General features: G+C 58.8%; 14 protein-coding genes and 1 tRNA gene. 14 read left to right on the top strand and 1 reads right to left on the bottom strand.

Annotation, left to right across the window (positions count from 1 at the left end):
- The first annotated feature begins 32 nt into the window (after nt 1-32).
- The 14 genes from EUU23_RS11995 (at nt 33) to msrA (ending at nt 14,590) form a co-directional block, all read left to right on the top strand.
- Nucleotides 33-2,834: a 2-oxoglutarate dehydrogenase E1 component gene (locus EUU23_RS11995; RefSeq protein ID WP_160354318.1), complete on the top strand. Its 2,802-nt coding sequence runs from the start codon at nt 33-35 to the stop codon at nt 2,832-2,834.
- Nucleotides 2,835-2,839: 5 nt separating this feature from the next.
- On the top strand, nt 2,840-4,072 hold the full coding sequence (gene odhB, locus EUU23_RS11990; protein ID WP_160354317.1) for a 2-oxoglutarate dehydrogenase complex dihydrolipoyllysine-residue succinyltransferase: 1,233 nt from the start codon (nt 2,840-2,842) through the stop codon (nt 4,070-4,072).
- A gap of 12 nt (nt 4,073-4,084) precedes the next feature.
- Entirely contained in the window at nt 4,085-5,479 is a 1,395-nt protein-coding gene (gene lpdA / locus EUU23_RS11985) for a dihydrolipoyl dehydrogenase (protein WP_160354316.1), read from the top strand.
- Between the two features lie 2 nt (nt 5,480-5,481).
- Complete coding sequence (locus EUU23_RS11980; protein ID WP_160354741.1) at nt 5,482-6,108, top strand: trimeric intracellular cation channel family protein; 627 nt, start codon at nt 5,482-5,484, stop codon at nt 6,106-6,108.
- 119 nt (nt 6,109-6,227) lie between these two features.
- On the top strand, nt 6,228-6,971 hold the full coding sequence (locus tag EUU23_RS11975) for a hypothetical protein (protein ID WP_160354315.1): 744 nt from the start codon (nt 6,228-6,230) through the stop codon (nt 6,969-6,971).
- 408 nt (nt 6,972-7,379) lie between these two features.
- Complete coding sequence (locus tag EUU23_RS11970; protein ID WP_160354314.1) at nt 7,380-8,240, top strand: cytochrome b/b6 domain-containing protein; 861 nt, start codon at nt 7,380-7,382, stop codon at nt 8,238-8,240.
- 11 nt (nt 8,241-8,251) lie between these two features.
- Nucleotides 8,252-9,013 (top strand): molybdopterin-dependent oxidoreductase, encoded by a 762-nt coding sequence (locus tag EUU23_RS11965; protein ID WP_160354740.1) that lies wholly within the window; start codon nt 8,252-8,254, stop codon nt 9,011-9,013.
- Nucleotides 9,014-9,194: 181 nt separating this feature from the next.
- Complete coding sequence (locus EUU23_RS11960; protein WP_160354313.1) at nt 9,195-9,575, top strand: VOC family protein; 381 nt, start codon at nt 9,195-9,197, stop codon at nt 9,573-9,575.
- Between the two features lie 16 nt (nt 9,576-9,591).
- A complete protein-coding gene (gene fghA, locus EUU23_RS11955) occupies nt 9,592-10,437 on the top strand; it encodes an S-formylglutathione hydrolase (protein ID WP_160354312.1) in 846 nt (281 codons plus the stop codon).
- A gap of 37 nt (nt 10,438-10,474) precedes the next feature.
- Nucleotides 10,475-10,548, top strand: a tRNA-Gly gene (locus EUU23_RS11950).
- Nucleotides 10,549-10,569: 21 nt separating this feature from the next.
- Nucleotides 10,570-12,297 carry an aminodeoxychorismate synthase component I gene (gene pabB, locus EUU23_RS11945; protein WP_160354311.1) on the top strand — a complete coding sequence of 576 codons (1,728 nt, stop codon included), beginning with the start codon at nt 10,570-10,572 and terminating at the stop codon, nt 12,295-12,297.
- Nucleotides 12,298-12,422: 125 nt separating this feature from the next.
- A complete protein-coding gene (locus EUU23_RS11940; RefSeq protein ID WP_160354739.1) occupies nt 12,423-13,625 on the top strand; it encodes an aminotransferase class I/II-fold pyridoxal phosphate-dependent enzyme in 1,203 nt (400 codons plus the stop codon).
- Nucleotides 13,626-13,749: 124 nt separating this feature from the next.
- Nucleotides 13,750-13,932 (top strand): hypothetical protein, encoded by a 183-nt coding sequence (locus EUU23_RS11935; protein ID WP_160354310.1) that lies wholly within the window; start codon nt 13,750-13,752, stop codon nt 13,930-13,932.
- Nucleotides 13,907-14,590 carry a peptide-methionine (S)-S-oxide reductase MsrA gene (gene msrA / locus EUU23_RS11930; protein ID WP_160354309.1) on the top strand — a complete coding sequence of 228 codons (684 nt, stop codon included), beginning with the start codon at nt 13,907-13,909 and terminating at the stop codon, nt 14,588-14,590. Before EUU23_RS11935 ends, msrA begins: the two co-directional genes overlap by 26 nt.
- Before the next feature lie 237 nt (nt 14,591-14,827).
- On the opposite strand, the gene EUU23_RS11925 is transcribed toward msrA, so the two are convergent.
- Nucleotides 14,828-17,530: a carboxypeptidase regulatory-like domain-containing protein gene (locus EUU23_RS11925; RefSeq protein ID WP_160354308.1), complete on the bottom strand. Its 2,703-nt coding sequence runs from the start codon at nt 17,528-17,530 to the stop codon at nt 14,828-14,830.
- Nucleotides 17,531-17,551 lie beyond the last annotated feature (21 nt).

Here is a 17,551-nt window from a genome sequence, read left to right as displayed (position 1 = left end):
CTGCCGTTTCCCTCCCCACGGAAGGCATAATTATGGGTCTTGAGAATCAGGATTTTGAAATGGAACGCGGTCCCAGCTGGGAACGCGCCAACTGGCCTTTATCGGCCACCGACGAATTGACGGCATCGCTCGACCCCACACAAATGGCGGTCGAGGTGAAGGCGGCTGCAAAAGCAGCAGGTAAGCCGATGGCGGAGGCCGACGCGGTTGCGGCGGCGAACGATTCAATCCGCGCGATGATGCTGGTGCGTACCTATAGGGTACGGGGACATCTGGCCGCAAATCTCGACCCGCTGGGCCTTTCGAAGCAGGAAATACCGGCGGATTTAACCCCCGAATATCACGGCTTTTCGGGCGCGGACCTCGACCGGAAAGTCTATGTTGGCGGCACATTGGGCCTTGAATGGACCACCGTGCGCGAGCTGGTGGACATTTTGCGGGCGAACTATTGTGGGCCCGTTGGTCTGGAATATATGCATATTTCAGACGTCGAGGAACGCCGGTTCCTGCAGGATCGGATGGAGGGCAGAGACGCCGCGATCCATTTCACGCCCGAAGGCAAGAAAGCGATTCTGGCCAAGGTCATCGAGGCCGAGCAGTACGAAAAATTCCTGGGCCGCAAATATGTAGGCACGAAGCGCTTCGGTCTGGACGGTGGTGAGTCCATGATTCCGGCGCTTGAGGCGGTCATCAAATATGGCGGTCAACTGGGCGTCCGCGAAATCGTTTACGGCATGCCGCATCGCGGCCGCCTGAACGTTTTGGCCAATGTTATGGGCAAACCCTATCGCATCATCTTTCATGAATTTTCGGGCGGAAGCGCCAACCCCGATGACGTCGGCGGTTCGGGCGATGTGAAATACCATCTGGGCACCAGCACCGACCGCGAATTTGACGGCATCAAAGTGCATATGAGCCTTGTTCCCAACCCGTCCCATTTGGAGGCCGTTAATCCGGTCGTTCTCGGAAAGGTTCGTGCAAACCAGACCGCGCGCGGCGACCTTGGCAAGCATGAGCAGGTTCTGCCGGTTCTGTTGCATGGCGACGCGGCCTTTGCGGGACAGGGCATCGTTTGGGAGTGCCTCGGCTTTTCGGGTATTCGAGGTTATAATACCGGCGGCTGCCTGCACTTCATCGTGAACAACCAGGTCGGCTTTACCACCAGCCCGCAATATGCGCGCTCGTCGCCTTATCCGTCGGATGTCGCAAAGGGCGTTCAGGCCCCGATTTTCCATGTGAACGGCGACGACCCGGAAGCGGTGACCTTTGCGTGCAAGATCGCGATCGAATTCCGCCAGACATTCCACCGCGATATCGTGATCGACATGTGGTGCTACCGCCGCTTCGGCCATAATGAAGGCGATGAGCCCAGCTTCACGCAACCTTTGATGTACAAGGTCATCAAGGGCCACCCGGGCGTCAGCGAAATCTACGCCAAGAGGCTGCAAGCCGAAGGCGTGATCGATGCCAACTGGGTCAATGAACATGCCATGCGCTTTGTCGCCTTGCTGGAACAGGAATTTGCAGGGGCCGCCGATTACAAGCCCAATGCGGCGGACTGGTTCGGCGGACGCTGGTCGGGGCTTTCCAAGCCGGCGGACCCCGAAACGGCACGCCGCAATGTGGAAACGGGCATCTCCAAAAAGCTGTTCGACAGCTTGGGCCGCACATTGACCGCCGTTCCGGAAACGCTGAATATCCATCCAACCCTTGGCCGCGTTCTCGATGCCAAGAAAACGATGTTCACCGCCGGTGAAAATTTCGACTGGGCAACGGGCGAAGCGCTGGCCTTTGGCGCGCTGCTGTCCGAAGGTTTTGGCGTGCGTCTTTCGGGGCAGGATTCAGGCCGCGGTACCTTCAGCCAGCGGCACGCCGTCTGGGTCGATCAAGGCACTGAAGAGAAATATGTGCCCCTGTCGACATTGCCGCATGGCCGGTTCGAGGTTCTGGACAGTCCGCTGTCGGAATTTGGCGTGCTCGGCTATGAATATGGCTATTCCGGTGCCGAACCCAAAACGCTGGTCTTGTGGGAAGCACAATTTGGCGACTTCGCCAACGGCGCGCAGACCATGATCGATCAGTTCATTGCGGCGGGCGAGGCCAAATGGCTGCGCGCCAACGGTTTGGTGATGCTGTTGCCTCATGGCTATGAAGGTCAGGGTCCCGAACATAGCTCGGCCCGGCTTGAGCGGTTCCTGCAACTTTGTGCCGAAGACAATATCCAGGTCGCCAACTGCACGACGCCTGCAAATTACTTCCACTTGCTGCGCCGTCAAATGGCGCGGTCGTTCCGCAAGCCTCTGGTTGTCATGACACCCAAATCCCTGCTGCGGCACAAAATGGCGGTTTCCAAGTCAGAGGATTTCCAGGGCGACAGCCATTTCATGCGGATATTGTCCGATCCCGACGCGCCCGCAGACAAGGATGTGAAACGTCTGGTGCTCTGCTCCGGCAAGCTCGCCTATGACCTGATGGAGGCCCGCAATGCAGCGGGCGATACCGACACCGCGATTGTGCGGATCGAGCAGCTCTACCCTTTCCCGGGCGAACCCTTGATCGTTCGCCTGAAGCGCATGACCGCGTTGGAAGAAGTTGTCTGGGCCCAGGAAGAACCCAAAAACGCGGGGAGCTGGTCCTTCGTCGATCCCTTCATTGAAGAATGTCTGTTGAACGCAAAGGTCAAACCGACCCGCGCGCGCTATGCCGGACGTAAAGCCGCCGCAGCGACCGCAACCGGCCTTGCCAAGCGCCATCAGGCCGAGCAGGCCGCATTGGTTGCCGACGCCCTTGGTCATAATGTCCGCGCAGAAATCCGCCGTCAGAGAAAAGGCTGATCCCTATGAGCACCGAAGTCAAAGTTCCCGTACTGGGCGAATCCATCACCGAGGCCACCCTTGGCCAATGGCTGAAAAAGCCGGGTGAAGCCGTGGCCGCCGACGAGCCGATTGCCAGCCTTGAAACCGACAAGGTTGCTATCGAGGTGCCCGCACCCGTCGCCGGAATCATGGGCGCATACAGCGTCGAAGAAGGCGCGACGGTCAATGTGGGTGCCGTGATTGCATCCATCGAAGAAGGCAGCGCCGGTACCGCAGCGCCAGCTCCTGCCGCATCCGCAGCTCCGCAACCGGTCGCAACGACACCTGCGCCCGTACCGGCAGCAGCAGCGCCTGCTGCAGAAGCCAGCGACCTTCCGCTTTCGCCAGCAGTCCGCCGACTCGTTCTCGAACTCGGTATCGATCCTAGCAAGATCAAGGGCACCGGCAAGGACGGACGCCTGACGAAGGAAGACGTGGTTGCCGCCGCAAAGGTTGCACCTGCCGAATCGTCCCCCTCGGCTGAGGCGGCTCCGGCAAAGGCCGTCCCCGCAGGCGCGCGTCAGGAAGAGCGGGTCAAGATGACCCGTCTGCGCCAGACGATCGCCAAGCGGCTGAAGAGCGCGCAGGAAACCGCGGCGCTTTTGACGACCTTCAATGATTGTGACATGAGCGAAGTCATCGCGACGCGCGACAAATATAAGGAATTGTTCGAAAAGAAGCATGGCGTCCGCCTGGGCTTCATGGGCTTTTTCACAAAGGCCGTTGCCCTTGCCGCGCGCGATGTGCCATCGGTGAATGCCCAGATTGAAGGCGACGAAATCGTCTACCACAATTATCTCGATGTTTCAGTTGCGGTCAGCGCCCCCAATGGTCTGGTCGTCCCTGTGGTTCGCAATGCCGATGCCATGAGCTTTGCCGAAATCGAAAAAGCAATCGCCGATTTCGGTGCCAAGGCGAAGACCGGCTCGTTGACGATGGACGACATGACCGGTGGTACTTTCACCATCTCCAATGGCGGCGTCTTTGGCAGCCTGATGTCGACACCCATCATCAACCCGCCGCAGAGCGCTGTTCTGGGGCTGCATCGTATCGAAGACCGGCCTGTGGTCCGCAATGGGGCCGTTGTCGTGCGCCCGATGATGTATCTCGCCCTCAGCTACGACCACCGCCTGATCGACGGGCGCGAGGCGGTGACTTTCCTCAAGATCGTCAAAGAGGCGATTGAAGACCCCGCCCGTTTGTTGATCGACCTTTAAGGAGCCAACACCATGGCAGAACAAGATTATGACCTGATCGTCATTGGCGCAGGTCCCGGTGGATATGTCGCCGCGATCCGTGCCGCACAGCTCGGCCTGAAAACCGCATGCGTAGAAAGCCGCGAAACGCTGGGCGGAACCTGCCTCAACGTCGGCTGCATCCCGTCCAAGGCGATGCTCCACGCGTCGGAACTTTACCATGAGGCACAGTCGGGCGCGCTTGCCAAATTCGGTATAGACTTCAAGAGCGTCGGCTTGAACCTCGACCAGATGCAGGCAGAAAAGACCAAGGCCGTGAACGAGTTGACCGGCGGTATCGAGTTTCTGTTCAAGAAGAACAAGGTCGACTGGCTGAAGGGCCATGCGGCCTTCACCTCGCCTAACAGCATCGATGTGGCGGGCAAAAGCTATACTGCCCCGAAAATCATGATCGCGACGGGGTCGTCCGTCACCCCGCTGCCGGGCGTCACCATCGACCATAAGGTGATTGTCGATTCCACCGGTGCGCTCGCCTTGCCCAAGGTGCCCAAGCATCTTGTCGTCATTGGCGGCGGTGTGATCGGGCTGGAGCTGGGCAGCGTGTGGCTGCGTCTTGGCGCGCAAGTCACCGTGGTTGAATATCTCGACCAGATCCTGCCCGGCATGGACGGCGAAGTCCGCAAGGAAGCCGCCAAAATCTTCAAGAAGCAGGGCTTCACCATCCGCACCGGCACCAAGGTCACTGGCGCCACCGTCAAGGGCAGCACCGCGACACTGACCGTCGAACCGGCCGCAGGCGGCGCTGCGGAGAGCATCGAGGCCGATTGCGTCCTCGTCGCCATCGGCCGCAAGCCCAATACCGACGGCCTTGCCCTCGGCAAGGCGGGCCTGACCGTCAACGGCCGTGGCCAGATCGACATCGGCCATGATTTCCAGACCAGCGTGCCCGGCATCTATGCCATTGGCGACGTCGTCCCCGGCCCAATGCTGGCGCACAAGGCGGAAGACGAGGGCATTGCCGCCGCCGAATTCGTCGCGGGCCTGACCGGCATTGTGAACCATGACGTCATTCCCGGCGTCGTCTACACCTATCCCGAAATCGCCAGCGTTGGCCTGACCGAGGAAGAGGCAAAGGCACAGGGCGAGATCAAGGTCGGCAAGTTCCCGATGATGGCCAACAGCCGCGCCAAGACGAACCGCGACACCGACGGCTTTGTAAAAGTCATCGCCGATGCCAAAACCGACCGTGTGCTGGGCGTCCATATCATCGCCTCGATCGCGGGCAGCATGATCGCCGAAGCCGCGCTCTCAATGGAATTCGGTGCGACATCCGAAGATATTGCCTACACCTGCCACGCCCACCCCACCCAAGCCGAGGCGTTGAAAGAGGCGGCGATGGCGGTCACGGGCAAGCCGATCCATATGTGACAATGGTTGAAGAGGCCGTCCAGCTTGCGCCCGCACTCATCGTCTGGCTCGATCTGTTCGGCATTGCCGTTTTTGCAGCGTCTGGCGCGTTGGCAGCGGCGCATCGCGGCCAGACACTCGTAACCTTTACATTTTTTGCACTGGTCACCGGCGTTGGTGGCGGTACCGTGCGCGATCTTCTGATCGGGGCACCGGTGTTCTGGGTGCATGACTGGCGCTTTGCCGCCACTTGTCTGGTGACGGCGGGTTTGGTGTGGGTGACGCCCAAATCCTTCTGGAATGCGCGCGCGCTCGACTGGTTCGATGCTATCGGCATTGCCATTTACGCCGTATTTGGCGCATGGAAGTCGCTGACATTTGGCGTGCCCCTGCTGCCCGCGATGATGATGGGCGTCATTACCGCGTGCGTCGGCGGTATCATCCGCGATGTATTGGCTGGCGAGCCGTCGATCCTGCTCAAGCCCGAAATCTATGTCACCGCCGCGGCGCTTGCCTCCGGTCTGTTCGTGCTACTGCTGTGGATCGGCCTGCCCGTGCTTCTGGCCGCAATCCTGAGCGCAATGGCCGGTTTCATTCTGCGGGCAATGGCCATCCTGAAAGGCTGGGCTATTCCCGCCTATCGCGGATAGTAACCAAATAGGTTATTTTTCTTGACAGCGTGACGCTGCATCTTTTAGACAATGATATTGTCGCAAAGCCGCGTTTTCCGCCTTTGCGGCTGTTTCCCCAAATCTTGAAAGGACCTGTAATGCGAAACTGCAAACCCCGTCCGCCGCGCTGGCGGGCGCGCTTTCTGCGCGCGCTGGCGGAAACCGGCAATGTCAGACTGGCCAGCGACAGGGCAAAGGTCAACAATGCCTCTGTTTACCGCAAACGGCAAAGTGACCCAGAATTTGCCGCAGACATGGACGCTGCCCGGACGCAAGCCGAATTGCGCCTCGCCAACGAAGAGCGTCCGACACCCTCTGGCGCGCGGTGGGACAGCGATGGCTCGGCGCTGATCATCACGCAAAGCCCGTATGGCGCACCGAGCCGGACCCAGCGCGCGGGACCAAATGGCTGGACTCGCGCCGACGAAAAACGGTTCCTCGATACACTTGCCACAACATGCAATGTGACGTTGGCCTGCGCTGCGGCGGGGCATGACCGCTCTTCTGCTTATACGCGCAGAAATAAATGGACCCCTTTTGCCAAGGAGTGGGAGGAAGCACTGAAAATCGGGCTACAGGCCATGGAAATCCGGTTGCTTTATGACGCGCTTGACCAGACCGATGATTATTATGTCGGCATACCCCGCGAAATCCGTCTCGACCGCTATGGCGATGCAATCCAATTACTGGCCTATCACCACAAATATCGCGGCGAACGCCGAACCGCATGGAACACCGGCCCGGTAGATGTCGAAGCCGTAAAGATGTCCATCATCCGTCAGGCCGACGCACTCGAGGCCGAAAGAGCCCGCCAGACAGACGGAAAACCATTATGGGTGTAACTCTCCCCTTTTGGAGGGAGAGGATATGGAGCATTGGCCGCACGGTCCAGGCACGGTTGGAGAGGGGCATCAACGGTGCGGAAAGTGCTTTTTGGTTCGCGCAAAGTCGCAAAGAAGGGGCAACAGATTCCCTCAAATCTCCGGGTCAACGACGCTGTTTCTTTGGTGGCACCATAGGGCGTGTCAACGACCCTCGCCTTATTCACTCTGTACCTCCGCGAACTCCGCGCCCTCCGCGTGAACCAAACAAGTTGAGCATATCGGGTTCACGCCGAGTTCGCGGAGAAGGTAGGCATCACCTTCACTTCCTCCCCTTTGGCGGGAGAGAGTAACGAGGGGTCTTGTAACTTTATCGCTGTTCGGCGCGAACCTTCTCTGGCAGGATAGGATGCAAAAGGGGAGTGAAGGATGGCGCAGGCAGAATTGAAACCGGGGGATGTCGTGAAGCGGCATCGTTTGTCGACACGATTATGGCATTGGACCAATGCGATAACATTATTTGTCATGTTGATGAGCGGGTTGATGATTTTCAACGCGCATGCGCGGCTTTATTGGGGCGATTATGGCGCCAATGATGACAAGGCCTGGCTGGTTATCGATGATGCAGGCGACACTGGCTTTGTCGAGATTGCGGGCGTTCGTGTTGAAACCACCGGCGTCCTTGGTATCTGGAAAAATTCGGAAGGTGAGGTCAAGCGCCGGGCTTTTCCGCATTGGATTACAATACCATCGGCTTATGACTTACAAGCCGCGCGGCGTTGGCATTTCACCTTTGCCTGGATATTGGCGGTTGGGCTGACCCTCTATATGCTCCGTTCGCTTTGGAACGGGCATGTCCGCAATGATTTGCATATCCGCAAATGGGAATGGTCGATCGGCCATATCTGGCATGATATCAAAGACCATGCCCGGTTGCGCTTTCCGACTGGGGCCGCTGCAAAAGACTATAATATCCTGCAAAAATTCGCATATATTTCCGTACTCTTCATTCTTTTACCGCTTATCATATTTACCGGACTGACCATGTCCCCTGCGATGAATGCGGCTTGGCCGTGGTTGCTCGACCTGTTTGGCGGGCGGCAATCTGCGCGATCGATCCACTTTATCGCTGCGTTTTCACTGGTCGCCTTTTTCTTTGTGCATATGGCGATGGTATTGCTGGCCGGACCAATCAACGAGGTGCGTTCGATGATTACCGGCAAATATACATTACCGGGTAAGGCCGATCCACTTCCCCAACCCGAAGTTGTACAGGGAGAACCCGCATGAGCGATTCCAAAATGATTGTGCCGCGCCGGAAATTTCTGAGCGCGGCGGCGTTGGGCGGCGGTGGCCTGTTGCTCGCCGGTTGCGATGCGTTGACCGAGGATGCCCGTTTTCGTTCATTCCTGCGGACGGGCGAAGCGCTGAACAACGGCGCACACCGGTTGATCATGGACCGTGGCGCGCTCGCCCCCGAATTTGGCGAGGCGGATATGTCGCCGATTTTCAAGGCCAATGGATCGATCAGCGGCGGAACCCCTGAATATGCAGCCCATGTCGCGGACAAATTTGCAAGCTGGCAATTGCGGATCGACGGCATGGTCAAAAATCCGCTCAATCTTGATCTGAAAAAGCTGATGGCGATGCCGTCACGCGAACAGATTACCCGCCATGATTGCGTTGAAGGATGGAGTGCGATTGGAAAATGGCGCGGTACACCGCTCAGGCTGTTGTTGCAGGCGGCCGGACTGTCGTCGCGCGCACGCTATGTCGTGTTTCACTGCGCCGACCAATGGGGGCCGGGCACGCCCTATTATGAATCAATCGACCTGATCGATGCATTCCACCCGCAAACCATTTTGGCATGGAGCATGAATGACGGTATATTACCCGTCAAACATGGCGCGCCCTTGCGCCTTCGGGTCGAACGGCAATTGGGCTATAAGCAGGCCAAATATGTCATGCGCGTCGAGGCGACCGATGATTTGAAAAAATTCTTTGGTGGCAAGGGCGGCTATTGGGAAGATGCCCATGATTATGACTGGTATGCAGGGATATAGCTTTTCCCCAAAATCTCCGCTTTTTCCGTTCGGACAAAAACAGACTCGACCTGCTTGAAAATACCCGGCAAGCGCCACGCTGGCGCGCGCCTGCCAGAAAAATTGGGCTTGCGCCTCTTGGGGGTTGATGGTCAAAGCGGGCGGAGCGTTCAGCGCAAGACCGGTTTAAAGGAGATGGAAAATGTACAGTCATATGATGGTGGGCAGCAACGATATCGCCCGGTCCAAGAAATTTTACGATGCTACATTCATCGCAATGGGCGGCAAAGAGGGCGTTCTGGACCCCAAGGGTCGCCTGATCTATATGCACAATGGCGCGCTGTTTCTGGTCACGCCGCCAATTGATGGTCAGCCTGCGACTCCGGGTAATGGACAGACCATCGGCTTTGCGATGACTCCTGAAATTGCCAATGCCTGGCATGACGCAGGCGTTGCCAATGGCGGCAAGGCGATTGAGGATCCCCCCGGTGTGCGCGAAGGCAATGGCATGAAGCTGTATCTCGCCTATCTGCGCGATCCCGATGGCAACAAGCTGTGCGCGCTGCACCGCGTCACCGACTGACCGAAGGACATCTTGCATGACATTTGAAACGGTTTCGACGAACACCGCTTTTGGTGGGGTGCAGGGTGTTTATAAACATCACTCGACCGCGACGGGGACGGATATGACTTTTTCGGTCTATGTCCCGCCCCATGCGCCGGGTGCCAAATTGCCGGTGGTCTGGTATCTGTCGGGTCTGACCTGCACCCATGCCAATGTCACCGAAAAGGGCGAATTTCGCCGGGCCTGTTCGGAACTGGGTCTGATCTTTGTCGCCCCCGATACCAGCCCACGGGGTGAGGGCGTGCCCGATGATTCCGACGGGGCCTATGATTTCGGCCTTGGCGCGGGCTTTTATGTCAATGCGCTGGTCGAACCCTTTGCCGAACATTACCGGATGCGCGGCTATATCGAGAGCGAATTGCCGCAACTGGTTGCCGCACATTTCCCCGTCGATATGGAACGGCAGGGTATCATGGGGCATTCGATGGGCGGGCATGGCGCGCTCACCTTGTCATTGCGCGATCCGGGAAAATATAAGGCGACGTCGGCCTTTGCGCCCATCGTATCACCGCTGAATTGCCCCTGGGGGGAAAAGGCGCTGGGCGGTTATCTGGGGCCGGACCGCGAGATATGGGCCGAATATGATGCCTGCGCGCTGATCGCTACCGGTGCCCGTCTGCCCGACCTGCTGGTCGACCAGGGCGAGGCGGACAATTTTCTGGCGGAACAGCTCAAGACGCATTTGCTGGTGGAGGCGTGTGCGGCGGCGGGGCAAAAGGCGACGATCCGGATGCAGCCCGGCTATGACCATAGCTATTATTTCATCTCCACCTTCATGGCCGACCATCTTGCATGGCATGCCGCGCGGTTAAAGGCATAGCCATTTTGGCCCCTGCGCGATAATGGCACGCGGACAAGCGGGTGTAGCTCAATGGTAGAGCAGCAGCTTCCCAAGCTGAATACGGGGGTTCGATTCCCCTCACCCGCTCCAGCTTTCCGGAAATCTCCTTTTGTGCTGCTCGACGACGCCCGCACGACGGGTGCGTCGCCGGCGCGGCTCTATGCCGATCCGGTTGCAGTTCTGACGGCACAGAGCGGGGAAGAGGTTGACCCGCTGCTCGAACAGCTTCGCGCGGCGCAGGCCGACGGGCTGCAAACCGCCGGATTTTTAAGCTTTGACGCGGGCGCCGCGCTCTTGCCGCAACTGGGCCAGCCGCCGTCGGGAACGCTGGCTTGGTTTGGATTATTCACCGAATATCAACAGCTTGACTCAGGCGCCATGGCGTCATGCCTGCCCGATCCGGCGGGTGCATGGCTGTCGCCGCTGCGCCCGCAGATCACGCGGGGCGACTATGCACGGGCCTTTACCGCGGTGCAGGACTATATCAAGGCGGGCGATATCTATCAGGCGAACCTGACCTTTCCCCTGCTTGCCGACTATGCCGGGGATCCGCTCGCGCTCTATGCCGCGCTGCGCCCGCGGGCGGCGGCGGGCTATGGCGGCGTGGTCTGGACAGGCGAACGCTATTATCTGTCCTTCTCGCCCGAACTGTTTTTTGCAGCAAAAGACCGCCGCGTGACGACCAGGCCGATGAAAGGCACAGCCGAACGCCGCGCCGATCCTGTGGCCGATGTGGCGGAGGCCGAACATCTGCGGACCGACCCCAAGCAGCGGGCGGAAAATCTGATGATCGTGGACCTGTTGCGTAACGATCTGTCGCGGGTGTGCGAGGCCGGGTCAGTACGCGTGCCGGACCTGTTCCATATAGAAAGCTATCCCACCGTCCACCAGATGACCTCGACCGTCACGGGCGAACTGGCACACGGGCGCGATGCGGTGGACGTGATCGCGGCGCTGTACCCGTGCGGCTCCATTACCGGTGCCCCCAAGATCCGCGCCATGCAGATCATCGCCGAGACCGAAGCCGCACCGCGCGGCCTTTATTGCGGGTCCATCGGGCGGATCGATGCCGGGGGCGATGCGGCGTTTAATGTCGCGATCCGCACTTTTACCTTGTGCGAAACGACGAAGACGGTTTCATTGGGGCTGGGGTCCGGCATCGTCGCGGATTCCGACGTGGACGCTGAATGGGCGGAATGTCTTGCAAAGGGGGATTTTGCGAAGGTGGGTGGGATCGGTTTTGACCTGATTGAAACAATGCGCTTTGAACCGGCGCAGGGCATCTTGCGGCTGGAACTGCATCTGGAACGGATGAAGGAAAGCGCGCGGGTGTTCGGATTCGAGTTCGACCGACACGAGGCACGCAACCGGCTGCACGCCGCGACCTTCCATCTCGACAGGCTGTCGAAAATCCGGCTGCTTGCGTCCAAGGGCGGGGCCTTGTCGATCGAGGTCCGGCCGCTGGACGAGACAACAGGCTGGCGTGTTGCGGTGGTACCGCTTCCGGTGGACAGCGCCGATTTCCGCCTGCGCCACAAGACCAGCGACCGCGCCTTTTACGACGAGGCGCGCCGATCGCGGCCCGATTGCGACGAGGTTCTGTTCACCACGCCCGACGGCCGCCTGACCGAAGGAAGCATTACCGCGCTTTTTGTCGAGCGCGACGGCACGCTGCAGACCCCGCGGCTGGCGACAGGTCTTTTGCCCTCCGTGCTGCGGCGCGAACTGGTCGATAATGGGCAAGCGGTCGAGGCAGACCTGTTCGCCGCCGATCTGGACGCGCCTTTTTATGTCGGCAACTCTTTGCGAGGATTAATCCCGGCCACAAGGGTTGCGTAATTTTCGGTGAGGCATTAGGGGCAGCCTGAAGTGATTTCGAGGGAAATGGAACATTTCACGGCCCGGAAATCACGAAAACAGTCACCCATTTGCGTTCAATTCAGCCCGTGAAAGCCAGTCCCATGATCGACCGCCTGTCCGCCGCCCTCGGCAGGATCGCCCCTTCCGCCACCCTTGCCATGTCGGGCCGGGTGATTGACCTGAAGGCACAGGGCATTGACGTGATTGGCCTGTCCGCCGGTGAGCCTGATTTCGACACCCCCGACTTTGTGAAAGAGGCCGCTATTCAGGCCATTCGCGACGGGATGACCAAATACACCGCCGTCGACGGCATCGCCCCGCTGAAGCAGGCGATCATCGCCAAGTTCAAGCGCGACAATGGCATTGATTATACGCCCAAGCAGATTACGGTGAACTCGGGCGGCAAACACACGCTGTTCAACGCGCTGGTCGCAACGCTCGACAAGGGTGATGAGGTCATCATCCCCGCGCCTTATTGGGTCAGCTATCCCGATATCGTGCAGTTTGCGGGCGGCACGCCGGTCGTCATCATGGCGACCGTCGCGCAAAATTACAAGATCACCCCCGAACAGCTGGACGCCGCGATCACGCCCCGGACCCGCTGGCTGATCCTCAACTCGCCCTCCAACCCCACCGGCGCTGCCTATAATGCGGTCGAGCTTGAGGCGTTGGGACAGGTGTTGATGAAACACCCGCATGTCATGTTGCTGACCGATGATATGTACGAACATATCTGGTATGCACAGTCGCCCTTTACGACCATGTTGCAGGTCTGCCCCGATCTCTATGATCGCACGTTGACCATGAACGGCGCGTCCAAGGCCTATGCCATGACCGGCTGGCGTATCGGCTATGCCGGTGGACCTGCATGGCTGATCAAGGCGATGGCCGATCTTCAGTCGCAATCGACCAGCAACCCCTGCTCGATCAGCCAATATGCCGTTCTTGCCGCGCTCAACGGCCCGCAGGATTTTCTGCGTGATCGCAATGCCGCATTCAAGGAACGGCGCGATCTGGTGGTGGCGATGCTGAACGATGCCCCCGGGCTCAGCTGCCCCACACCCGAAGGCGCCTTCTACGTCTATCCTGACGCCAGCGGCGTCATGGGCAAAACGACGCCGAAGGGAAAGAAGATCGAGACTGATGCCGATCTGATCGACTATTTCCTCGACGATTACCGCGTCGCCGCCGTGCATGGCGCAGCCTTTGGCCTGTCGCCCGGCTTCCGCATTTCCTACGCCACATCGGCGGAAATCCTGAAAGAAGCCTGCACCCGCATCCAATCAGCCTGCGCTGCGCTCGTCTGAACGCAAAACTATGCGGGGTAACCGGCTGTTAAGCGCGGTTTAACGTGCACTCTGCATGAAACCTTTTGTGGCCGGGTAACGTATCTGCTCGTGCTGCCGAATAGGCGATAACAAGAGAAACATCATGGACCATATTTTCGACTTTGTACGATCAGATCTTTTCCTCAGCCTTCTGGGCGGCTTTGCCCTGGGTGTTGCAGGATTGACGCTGGTCGATCCGGCCAAAGCCAATCATGGCGAGGTCGAAGCCACAGGGTCGATATTGGTTGGAGCGTCTATTCATGAAGAAATTTCGTTACCTCGATAAACTTACCATCCTTGCCGCCGCACTGGCTTTCACCGCCGCCTGCGGACCGGCCCCTATCGGTCTGGCCCATGCCGCCGAAGGCGTCAGCATCGCCGCGCCAAAGGCCCCGATAGTTGAACCCGAAACCACGCAAACGGCTGTTTTTGCCGGCGGTTGTTTCTGGGGCATTGAAGGCGTGTTTGAACGCGTCAAGGGCGTCACCAGTGCCGAATCAGGTTATTCGGGCGGTACCAAGGCCAAGGCCGATTATGATCTGGTCAGCACCGGGACGACAGGTCATGCCGAATCGGTCCGCATCCGGTATAATCCTGCAGTCGTCAGCTATAATGACTTGCTGCATATCTTCTTTTCGGTAACCCATGATCCAACCCAGTTGAACCGTCAGGGTCCAGACAGCGGCAGTCAATATCGCACCGCCATCTTCCCCGCCAACGCCGTCCAGCGCAAGGCTGCTACCGCCTATATCGCGCAACTGGGCAAGGCGGGCTATTGGAAAAGGCCGATTGTTACGCGCATTGAAGCCTTCAGTTTTTATCCGGCGGAAAACTATCATCAGGACTTTATGACGAAAAACCCGTCGCACCCCTATATTCTGGCCTGGGACAAGCCCAAAGTAGCCAACCTCAAACGCCTCTTCCCCACCCGCGTCCGGTCTTAAGGCGCCGATCCCCTCGCATCGGGGATAGCCTCCGCGAACTCCGCGTGAACCCGATATGCTCAAGTTATTTGGTTCACATGGAGGGCGCGGAGTTCGCGGAGTTCGCGTGTGAATGAGGCGAAGGTTATTAACACTCCCTATGGTGCCACCAAAGAAACAGCGTCTTTGATGTGGAGATTTGAGGGAATATGTTGCCGCTTCCTTGCGACTTTGCGCGAACCCAAATCAGAGCCGACCTTAAGGCCCCTGCGCCGCCTGGGCTAGCCCTGCCACTCGCTGTGCCGGTCGTGCCGTTACGATACCCAAGTCGATACTGCCGCCATTCCTGCCAAGTTCCGCAACCGTGGGCAACGCCATTTCGACGCCGACCACATTGGCCGACAACGCCGCTATTCGCAGGCTGTAACGACCATATGGGACAAATTCGAACAGAAAGAACCCATCATATTCGCTGCGCGTCGTCTTGATCACGCGGCCGTTCCGGTCGAGCAGTTCGATGTCGACACCGCTCAAAATCCTGCCGCCTTCGCGTTGCAAATTCCCCGAAATTTCGCCTGCTGAAACCAGCGGCAGTTCGATAATGACCGGAATGCCCGGGCGTGGCGTTACAACCACCCCGCTTGTTGCCGGTTGGACAAAGGGATCAGGCAAAGTGGATGCGTCGATTCCAATCAACACCGGTTCATAGGGTTGCAACCCGTCAATCACCGTCCGGCCCTGTGCGTCGGTCGGCGGGCCGCGGGCAGACAGGCCGGCGGTCAATTCCACTTCCTTTTGCACCGCTTCACCCGGTTGCCGGATGCCGTCGGCATTTTCGTCCTGAAATACAATCGCAAATGCCTGACCTGACGAAGCGAGCTTTTCCGAGGTGAAACGCATTCCGCCCTTGTGCGGATCTGGACCGATGCTGACCGCAAGGTTCAATCCGGCGGCAGCCGACCCGTCGCTTGCGACCTCTACCTGACCTGTAAGGGCGAAATGCCGGAATCGGCGGGTGTGTCCAAGCGCGAGGCGACCGCGCGAGTCACCGCTGGAATATCCGGCCTCGACTTTCCAGTCTGACGTGTCGCCTGCGCGCCACTCTCCGGTTATTTTTGATTCGCGAAAGCCGCGATCACCTGTCAGGGCCAGCGTTGCCTCACCACGCAAACGCAGGCCGCCGATCCGCCCGGACAAGCGTAACGATGTGTCAAGGCGCGCATCGGGGTCGCTGCCCGAAGGGCTATGATCCTTTACCCATATCAGCTCCGTGCTTGCATTTATCTTGTTGATATTAAATGATAGTCTTGACTCTGCTTCGATCCGGTGGCCACCATCTATGCGGTCAATATAGCGCAATTCGGCGCGCACCGGAAGGGCGTGGCGGCCAAAGCGCAGGCTGTGGTCGACCGACAGGCTGTTGAATCGGCGGACGTCGCGGTCATAGCGCTCGCTTTCATAACCGCCGAGCAGCCATGCACTTTCGCCACTGACCAATGTTTCTCCGACCTGCGCCAAAAGCTGGCCGCGCACGGCATAGCCGCCAGCCAGATTGGCGGCGCTGGCCAGTTCCACCAGTGTTGGTCCGATGGCACGACGCACCGAACCTTCGAGATAGGTCGTGCGATTGCCCCGTAAAACCGACGTAAATAGCGACGCGGCGACAGACGTCCTGGCGTCAAGACCCCTTTCAAGCCCGAATCCACCACGCAGACCGAGATAGTCTCCGGGTTCCACGCCGCCCAGATTGATGAGGTCGCGTCCGGAATCCTGTACGGCCGACCAATAATAGGTTTCGCGTGGCGGTATCGAGCCGAGTCCGACAGGGATCATTTTGACATCACGCCGAATCTGGCCTTGCGGCCCGTAAAGAACAACCTCGAAACGGTTCTGCCCGTACAGCAACTGGACATCGAGAAATTCATACCGGCCATCGCCACGGCTTTGCACATAGCCGATCAATTGTTCGTTGCGATACAGTTCGGCGTCCCAGCCATTAGGCAATTCCCCGCGAAACGCCGTGCGGTCAAAACTGTCGGGCCGGTTCAGCGGGCGATTGGTAATGAATGCACCGCGTCCGGCAGTTGTCTGCACCCCCAAAGGTGTCGCATTGGTGGCGACATCGCCCAATGCCCAATGCGTCGCCTTCAGCGGACCAAGCAGCCCGCCATCAGGATCGGTCTTATAGGTCCGGATTCGAAGATTTTCCGGAATTCCCCGGTCATCCGATGACAGACGTGCATCAAAGGACGCGCCAGCAATTTCGGAACTGAGATAAATTTCATAACGGGCATCAAGACGGCCGCCGCTGCGCTTGTCATGCGCGGCACCGACAGACGCCACGACGTCAACCGATGGTGTACGGAACATTTTATAGGGATCGCGGGCCTGCGGCAGGCTGGCAAGGTCAAATGCCTTGGCTGGACGTACTTTGCCCGCCCGCGCCTTACGTTCTTCGGCCAGTTCGAATGGCAGTTTGCGATCGGCACTGACAATCAACAGCGCGTTGGACAGATCGGCCTTTATCTCGACATTCAGCCAGCTTGCCAGCATTTTGGTATCGACGCACCAGCCTTCCGGAACGTCGCGAATGGCGGTCGGTGCCACCGGCGCGCTTTTGTTCACGATTTGTACTATATTGGAGTCACGGTCAAGTGTGAAGGTCCGGCTTTCTTCGAACAGCCAGCCAGTTGCGCGGCGCGACTTTTTGTCGAGCCGGACAGGAAGGTCAAAGGCGATAACGATATCGGCAAAATCAACGCATACGCCGCTATCGGTCTGATAGCCGCGCACCCCGTCACCGACCCGCCATTGTCCGACGCGGACATCGAACAGGAGCGCATCATCTTCATTGGCCTGCCAGGTCGACGCGCGCGCCGATGCGACCGGGATGGTGAGCATCCCTGTCGCTACGGCCATCGCCGTCAATGCCTGTGCGGCCTTATGAAAATATCTGTGCATATATAGCGGGTTCTGGCCAGC

It is taken from the genome of Sphingorhabdus profundilacus, from assembly GCF_009769755.1.
In the GTDB taxonomy this organism is placed as follows: Bacteria; Pseudomonadota; Alphaproteobacteria; order Sphingomonadales; family Sphingomonadaceae; genus Sphingorhabdus_B; species Sphingorhabdus_B profundilacus.
Note: the sequence above shows the minus strand (reverse complement) of the source record. Positions and strands in the feature narration are given on the sequence as shown.